The following is a 7028-nucleotide window of genomic DNA, read 5'->3' on the forward strand; positions in this document are numbered from 1 at the left end:
TGGGCGTTTCGCGCTCGTCCGGCCCTCTGTGAAGGCGGTTGCGGCCCTGCCTGGCGGACTGCGCAGCCCGGCAGGCAACCGGTATGCTTGCCCGGTTTCCCGCCGCAGGTCCCCGCATGCGCATCATCAGTTTCAACGCCAATGGCATCCGCTCCGCCGCGACCAAGGGCTTCCTCGACTGGTTCCGGGCCCAGGACGCCGACGTCCTGTGCATCCAGGAGACCAAGGCCCAGGAAGACCAGCTGACCGACCCGATGTTCCGTCCGGACGGCCACCACTGCTTCTACCGCGACGCCATCACCAAGAAGGGCTACAGCGGCGTGGCGATCTACAGCAAGCGCGAGCCGGACCAGGTCATCACCTCGCTGGGCTGGGCCCCGTTCGACGATGAAGGACGCTACATCGAGGCGCGCTACGGCAACCTCAGCGTGGTCTCCTTCTATATTCCGTCCGGCAGCTCGGGCGACCTGCGCCAGGGCTTCAAGTTCGAAGTGATGGAATGGCTGCGGCCGATCCTCGAGGAATGGGCGCGCAGTGGCCGTGACTACGTGCTGTGCGGTGACTGGAACATCGTCCGCTCGGCGCTGGACATCAAGAACTGGAAGTCCAACCAGAAGAACTCCGGCTGCCTGCCGGAAGAGCGCGACTGGCTCAACGCCCTGTGCGCCGACCATGGCCAGGCCACCGATGTCGGCGCCGGACGGGGCTGGGCTGACGCTTACCGCCTGCTGCATCCCACCGGCGAGGATTACACCTGGTGGAGCAACCGTGGTGCCGCCCGCGCCAACAATGTCGGTTGGCGCATCGATTACCAGTTCATCACCCCGGGCCTGCGTGACCGCCTGCGCGGCTGCTCGATCTACCGCGACGAGCGCTTCTCCGACCACGCCCCGTTCACCGTGGACTACGACCTGTGACCGAGGCGGCCAAGCCGGTCAGCTACAAGGGCTGGGCAGGCATCAAGCGCGCCTTCGGCACCCCGTCGGCGCTGACCATGGCCATGCTCGGCTTTGGCAGCGGCTTGCCGTTCCTGCTGATCGCCTCGCAGACCCTGTCCACGCGCCTGCGCGACGTCGGCCTCGACCTCGGCAGCATCGGCCTGATCAGCCTGGCCAGCTTCTTCTACCTGCTGAAGTTCCTGTGGGCGCCGCTGCTGGACCGTTACGCCTTCCCGCTGCTGGGGGGGCTCGGCCGCCGCCGTTCATGGCTGCTGGTATCGCAGGCGATGGTGCTGGTCGGCCTGGTCGCGCTGGCCTTCGTGCGGCCCGAGCAGGGCGTCTGGCCGCTGGTGATGTGGGTGCTGGTGGCCTCGTTCGCCGGCGCCACCCAGGATTCGGCGGTCGATGCCTACCGTATCGAGATCGCCCCGCAGGCGGCCCAGGCCGCGCTGGCAGCCACCTACACGCTGGGCTACCGGATCGGCCTGATCCTGGCCGGTGCCGGCGCGCTGTACCTGGCCCAGTTCGAGGGCTGGATCGTTGCCTACCTGGCGATGGCCGCGCTGATGCTGCTGCCGATCATCACCACCCTGCTGTGCGCCGAACCGGAACGTCCGGCGACGGCCGTGCAGCGCCGCATCGATGTGGCCGAGGCCTTCGTCCAGCCCATCACCAGCTTCTTCAGCCGCAACGGCGTGGCCTTGGCCCTGGTTCTGCTGGCCTTCGTAGGCCTGTTCAAGTTCCCCGACCAGGTGATCGGCGTGATGGCCGGGCCGTTCTACCTCGACTCGGGGTTCGACAAGGCTGATATCGCCACCGTTTCCAAGCTGTTCGGCGTATGGATGGGCATTGCAGGCGCCTTCCTGGGCGGCATCGCGGTGGCCGCGTTTGGTTTCCGCCGCATGCTGCTGGTGGCCGCGCTGGGCGTGGCGCTGTCCAACCTGGCCTTCCTGCTGATGGCGCACAACCCGGGCAAGCTGTGGGCGTTCTATGCCGCACTCAGCGCTGACAACCTGTTCCAGGGCTTTGCCGGCACCGTGCTGGTCGCCTTCATGTCGTCGCTGACCGACCGCAACTTCACCGCCACCCAGTACGCGCTGCTGGTCTCGCTGGCCAACCTGCCGGGCAAGTTCGTCGGCGGCGTCTCCGGCTACATCGTCGAGGCCACGTCCTACAGCACGTTCTTCATCCTCAGCTCGGTCACCGTGGTGCCGACCCTGCTGCTGCTGGCCTGGCTGTGGCCGCGCATCGTCGATCGCGGGCCGCCGCCGGTCGCCTGATTGCCTGCCCGCCCGGTCTGCGGGATCATCGCCCCCGACGCGCCGAGGGGGCGGTGCCTTGCGAACGGGGAAGTGAGCATGGCCGACGTTGTGCTGCGGGACCTGGACCCGCTGCTGCTGGAACGTATCCGACGTGTCGCGGTGGCCCGCGGCTGGACCCACGAACAGACCTGCGCGGCGTTGCTGGAGCAGGGCTTGTTCAGCAGTGAGCTGGAGGTCCGCTCCGGCTTCGGTGATCCCGAAGTGGACGCGCTGTCCGATGCCATCGCGGCGCTGCAGGCCTTGCCCGCAGGGCAGGGCTTCGATTAGCCGCGCGGGCATGCCGCGGCGTACCGCACACGCCCGCTAGGCCCACGCCACGCGTGGATGGCCGGTGCTCACGCCGGATGGATTGCGCCCAGGATGCGCGGGCCGTTCGCCCCGGTCACGCTCGGCAGGTTGCCGGGCAGCCCGTCCATCGTGCGCTGGGCGAGCCAGGCAAAGCCCATCGCCTCCACGTACTCCGGGTCCAGCCCATGGCTTGCGCTGGACTCCACCAGCACCCCGGGCAGCCGCGCTGCCAGCCGCTTCATCAACTGCCGGTTGCGCACACCGCCGCCACAGACCAGCAGGCGCCGGGTGTGCGGCTGTTGCGCCAGCAATGCATCGGCTACGGTCACCACGGTCAGCTCCAGCAGGGTCGCCTGCACGTCGGCGGCGGTGTATTCGCCTTCCCCCATGTGCGCCTCGGCCCAGGCCAGGTGGAACTGTTCGCGGCCGGTGCTCTTCGGCGGCGGCAGCGCGAACCATGGGTCCGAACGCCATCCGGCCAGCAGGGCCGGATCCACCGCACCACTGGCGGCATACGCGCCGTCGGCATCGAAGGTGCGGCCGGTGTGGCGCTGGCACCAGGCATCCATCAGCGCGTTGGCCGGGCCGGTATCGAAGCCGCGCACCGCGCCTTCGCGCGGGATCAGGGTGAGGTTGGCGATGCCACCCAGGTTGAGCACCGCACGGTCCTCGTCGGAGGTGCCCAGCATGCCCAGGTGGAAGGCCGGCATCAGCGGTGCGCCGTGGCCGCCTGCCGCCACGTCGCGGCGGCGGAAGTCGCACACCGTGGTGATCCCGGTCAGTTCGGCGATGCGGTTGCCATCGCCCAGCTGCACGGTGAAGGCCGGGTCGGCCAGCGGGCGATGCCGCACGGTCTGCCCATGCGAGCCGATCGCACGCACCTGGTGAGGGGCGATCCCGGCCTCGGCCAGCAGCTGGTTGGCGGCCTCGGCGAAGCTGATCGCGATCCGCGCGTCCAGTTCGCCCAGCTCTTCCAGCGACTGCAGCGGGCCGCCTTCACCCAGCGCCACCAGCCGCGCGCGCAGCACCGGCTCCCAGCGGGCGGTCAGCCCGTGCACGAAGCGGCAGCCACCGCCGCTGGGGAACTGCACCAGCGCGGCATCGATGCCGTCGGCGCTGGTGCCCGACATCAGGCCAAGGTACAGGGGGGCGTCAGTGTCGGCAGTGGTGTTCATGGCGGGCATAGAAAAAGGACGCGGCAAGCTTGGGCTGCCGCGTCCTTCTTCGTCAACGCAGGGGCTCAGCCGCGCTTGCGGCCGTTGCCCGGCTTGTCCTTGGCGCTGGCCACCTCGGGGGCGGCCTCGTCGCGGCTGGTCGGCGCCGGGCTGGCATCGGCGTAGATCAGCTTCTCCATGCCCTGGATGCGTGCCATCGCCGGCGCGGTCTGCGCGCGGAAGGCGACCAGTTCGGCGCCCTTCAGCGGTTCCGGCGGCGGCATGGTCACGGTCAGCGGATTGCGGTGCTCGCCGTTGACGCGGAATTCGTAGTGCAGGTGCGGGCCGGTGGCCAGGCCGGTCGAGCCCACATAGCCGATCACCGTGCCCTGGGCCACGCGCTGGCCGGTCTTGATGTTCGCAAAGCGCGACATGTGGCCGTACAGGGTGGTGTGGCCGCGGCCGTGGTCGAGGATCACCACGTTGCCGTAGCCGTTCTGCACGCCGGCGAACTGCACGCGGGCGTCGCCGGCGGCCATGATCGGGGTGCCGGTGCGCGCAGCGTAGTCCACGCCCTTGTGCATGCGCATCTTGCCCAGCACCGGGTGCTTGCGGGCGCCGAAGGTCGAGCTCAGCCGCGCGAACGGGATCGGCATGCGGATGAAGCTCTTCTTCAGCGAGCGGCCGTTGATGTCGTAGTACTCGGACTTGCCGTTGCGGTCGAAGCGGAAGCCGGAATAGGTCTTGCCACCGGTGGTGAAGGTCGCCGCCAGGATCTTGCTGGTGTCCACCTTCTCGCCTTCGCGCCAGGTTTCATCCATCACCACGCTGAAACGGTCGCCCGGCTGAAGGTCCTTCGAGAAGTCGATGTCGTACTTGAAGATGTCGTCGGTCATCGTCGCGATCGCCGACGGCGACAAGCCGGCGCGGCGGGCCGCGGCATACAGGGAACTGGTGATCTCGCCGCTGGTGACCACGGTGCGGGTGGAGGTCTCGCGCCGGGTCACCTTCTCCTTGATGTCGTCGCCGGCCAGGCTGAGCTCGACCCGGTTGTCGTCGTCGCGGTCGAAGCGGATGCTGCGCAGGTCACCGGACAGCGGCATGTCGAAGGCGATCTCGGCACCCGGGCGCAGCTTGGTCAGCGCCTCGCGCGCTCCGGGGTGGTCCAGCACCCGGTGCAGGGTGGTGGCCGGGATGCCGGCCTTGTCGAACAGGTCACTCAGGGTCTGGCCACGCTGCACGCGCAGCACCTGCCAGCTGTCGCCGGGCACCTGCTGCTGGCGGGCCATGGTCAGTGGCGGCAACGGCAGCGCCAGGCTGGTGTGGCTGTCGGCAAACGGCGCATCGATGGTGTGCGAGAAGCCGGGGACGATCGTCGCCACCAGGGCGCCGATGGTCGCAAACAGGCTGGCGTGCATCCAGTGGCGCCGGGTCCAGCGCTCACTGAAGGCGGCGGGAAGGTGTTGCCTGAGCTTCCGATGCAGGGCGTTGTCGTGCAGGACGTGGAGGCGTTCCTGGAAGCGCTGCTTGCGTGCGCGCCCTTGTTCGGAATTGTGCATCGGCGGTTTTTTCCTGGCAGCCCGGGAGCGCGGGCCTGATCGCCGGTTACCATAGACACCTGAGAAAACCGCGTCAAACCCTTGTGCCCATTGGCTTTTGTGAAGCCAATCGGGTTAACTTCGCTTTAACACCCCACACAAGAATCGGCGTTGCCGGGAGTAGTCACGTGTCCTCGATTGAAGAAGCCCTTGCCCTGATCGGCCGCGGTGCCGACGAGATCCTCAAGCTTGAGGATCTGCGTGCGCGCCTGCAGGAAGGCCGCCCGCTGCGGATCAAGGCCGGCTTCGACCCCACCGCGCCCGACCTGCACCTGGGCCACACGGTGCTGCTGAACAAGATGCGCCAGTTCCAGGACCTTGGCCACCAGGTCATTTTCCTGATCGGCGACTTCACCGGCATGATCGGCGACCCGTCCGGCAAGAGCCTGACCCGCAAGCCGCTCAGCCGCGAGGACGTGCTGGCCAATGCCCGGACCTACGAGGAACAGGTCTTCAAGGTGCTGGACCGCAGCCGTACCGAGGTCCGCTTCAATTCGGAGTGGTTCGGCAAGATGGGCGCGGCCGACATGATCCGCCTGGCCGGCCAGCACACCGTGGCGCGCATGCTCGAGCGCGACGACTTCGCCAAGCGCTACGCCGCCCAGCAGTCGATCGCCATCCACGAATTCCTGTACCCGCTGGTACAGGGTTACGACTCGGTGGCCCTGGAGGCTGACGTCGAACTGGGCGGTACCGACCAGAAGTTCAACCTGCTGATGGGCCGCGGCCTGCAGGAACACCATGGGCAGAAGCCGCAGGTGGTGTTGACCATGCCGCTGCTGGAAGGCCTGGACGGCGTCAACAAGATGTCCAAGTCGCTGGGCAACTACATTGGTATCAGCGAACCGGCCATCGACATCGTCACCAAGACCATGAAGGTGGACGACACCCTGATGTGGCGCTGGATCGAGCTGCTGTCCTTCGACATCAGCCAGGCCGAAGCCGTGCAGCTGCGCGAGCAGGTGGCCAGTGGCGGCCTGAACCCGCGTGTGGTCAAGCTGCGCCTGGCGCGCGAGCTGGCTACCCGCTTCCATGATGCCGCGGCGGCCGAACAGGCCATTGCCGGTTGGGAAGCGGCGGTGACCGGGCAGGGCGACATCACCCAGCTGCCGCTGCAGGACGTGGCGATCCCGGCCGAAGGCCTGCGTATTGCGGCCCTGCTGACCGCTGCCGGCCTGACCCCGAGCAATTCCGAGGCCAACCGCAAGCTCAAGGAGCGCGCGGTCAAGGTGGACGGTGAAGTCGTGGAAGATGGCCAGCAGGTGCTGCTGCCCGGCTTTGAAGGCCTGCTGCAGGTTGGCAAGCGCACCTTCGCCCGCGTGCGCCTGGTTGCCGCCTGAGCAGAAGCCGGGGCCGGCGCCAGCCGGCCCCGGCTTATAGGCTCTTGCAGAGCCGAGCCCACGCTCGGCTGCTCCTTGCGGGGGCCTCCCGCAGCGGGCTGGATGAACGGATGCAACATCCAGTGAAAAAAGTTGCCACACCCCCTTCACAAACGGGGCGAATAGGGACATACTTTCTCTCCCCCGTCGCAGGGGTCGCCACCAAGGGGCTTCAGCGACAACAGGGCGCCCACCACCGCCGAACGAGATGATCGAACGAAGGTGTTGACGGACTGAAAAAGTCTGGCATAATGGGCGGCTCGCTACGAAGGAAACTTCGCAGCACACGGGAATGGCGCTGAGGCCACTTCCCCGGATCTTTGAAAGTATGCGCAGGTATCTTGTGAAG

6 protein-coding genes are annotated in these 7028 nt (G+C 67.7%); 4 read left to right on the forward strand and 2 right to left on the reverse strand.

The features are described from left to right. Nucleotides 1-116: 116 nt before the first annotated feature. The 3 genes from Q0P60_RS07735 (at nucleotide 117) to Q0P60_RS07745 (ending at nucleotide 2527) form a co-directional block, all read left to right on the forward strand. Nucleotides 117-917, forward strand: coding sequence for an exodeoxyribonuclease III (locus Q0P60_RS07735; protein ID WP_294990589.1), 801 nt, complete (start codon nucleotides 117-119; stop codon nucleotides 915-917). Then, nucleotides 914-2218 carry an MFS transporter gene (locus Q0P60_RS07740; RefSeq protein ID WP_294990592.1) on the forward strand — a complete coding sequence of 435 codons (1305 nt, stop codon included), beginning with the start codon at nucleotides 914-916 and terminating at the stop codon, nucleotides 2216-2218. Before Q0P60_RS07735 ends, Q0P60_RS07740 begins: the two co-directional genes overlap by 4 nt. Before the next feature lie 78 nt (nucleotides 2219-2296). Further along, nucleotides 2297-2527, forward strand: coding sequence for a hypothetical protein (locus Q0P60_RS07745; protein WP_005420465.1), 231 nt, complete (start codon nucleotides 2297-2299; stop codon nucleotides 2525-2527). A 68-nt stretch (nucleotides 2528-2595) separates the two neighbouring features. Here the strand turns inward: Q0P60_RS07745 and Q0P60_RS07750 are convergent, their stop codons facing one another. Next, nucleotides 2596-3723 carry an anhydro-N-acetylmuramic acid kinase gene (locus tag Q0P60_RS07750; protein ID WP_294990597.1) on the reverse strand — a complete coding sequence of 376 codons (1128 nt, stop codon included), beginning with the start codon at nucleotides 3721-3723 and terminating at the stop codon, nucleotides 2596-2598. 65 nt (nucleotides 3724-3788) lie between these two features. Further along, nucleotides 3789-5261 carry a peptidoglycan DD-metalloendopeptidase family protein gene (locus Q0P60_RS07755; RefSeq protein WP_294990602.1) on the reverse strand — a complete coding sequence of 491 codons (1473 nt, stop codon included), beginning with the start codon at nucleotides 5259-5261 and terminating at the stop codon, nucleotides 3789-3791. Between the two features lie 167 nt (nucleotides 5262-5428). On the opposite strand from Q0P60_RS07755, the gene tyrS reads away from it, so the two are divergent. Then, nucleotides 5429-6640 carry a tyrosine--tRNA ligase gene (tyrS, locus tag Q0P60_RS07760; protein ID WP_294990605.1) on the forward strand — a complete coding sequence of 404 codons (1212 nt, stop codon included), beginning with the start codon at nucleotides 5429-5431 and terminating at the stop codon, nucleotides 6638-6640. Nucleotides 6641-7028 lie beyond the last annotated feature (388 nt).

This window comes from uncultured Stenotrophomonas sp. (genome assembly GCF_945952405.1).
GTDB lineage: Bacteria > Pseudomonadota > Gammaproteobacteria > Xanthomonadales > Xanthomonadaceae > Stenotrophomonas.

Bases quoted from the DNA above. Each gene is read 5' to 3' on its own strand.
- Q0P60_RS07750 (WP_294990597.1), bottom strand. From the start codon at position 3,723: ATGAACACCACTGCCGACACTGACGCCCCCCTGTACCTTGGCCTGATG.
- Q0P60_RS07735 (WP_294990589.1), top strand. From the start codon at position 117: ATGCGCATCATCAGTTTCAACGCCAATGGCATCCGCTCCGCCGCGACC.
- Q0P60_RS07745 (WP_005420465.1), top strand. From the start codon at position 2,297: ATGGCCGACGTTGTGCTGCGGGACCTGGACCCGCTGCTGCTGGAACGT.
- Q0P60_RS07755 (WP_294990602.1), bottom strand. From the start codon at position 5,261: ATGCACAATTCCGAACAAGGGCGCGCACGCAAGCAGCGCTTCCAGGAA.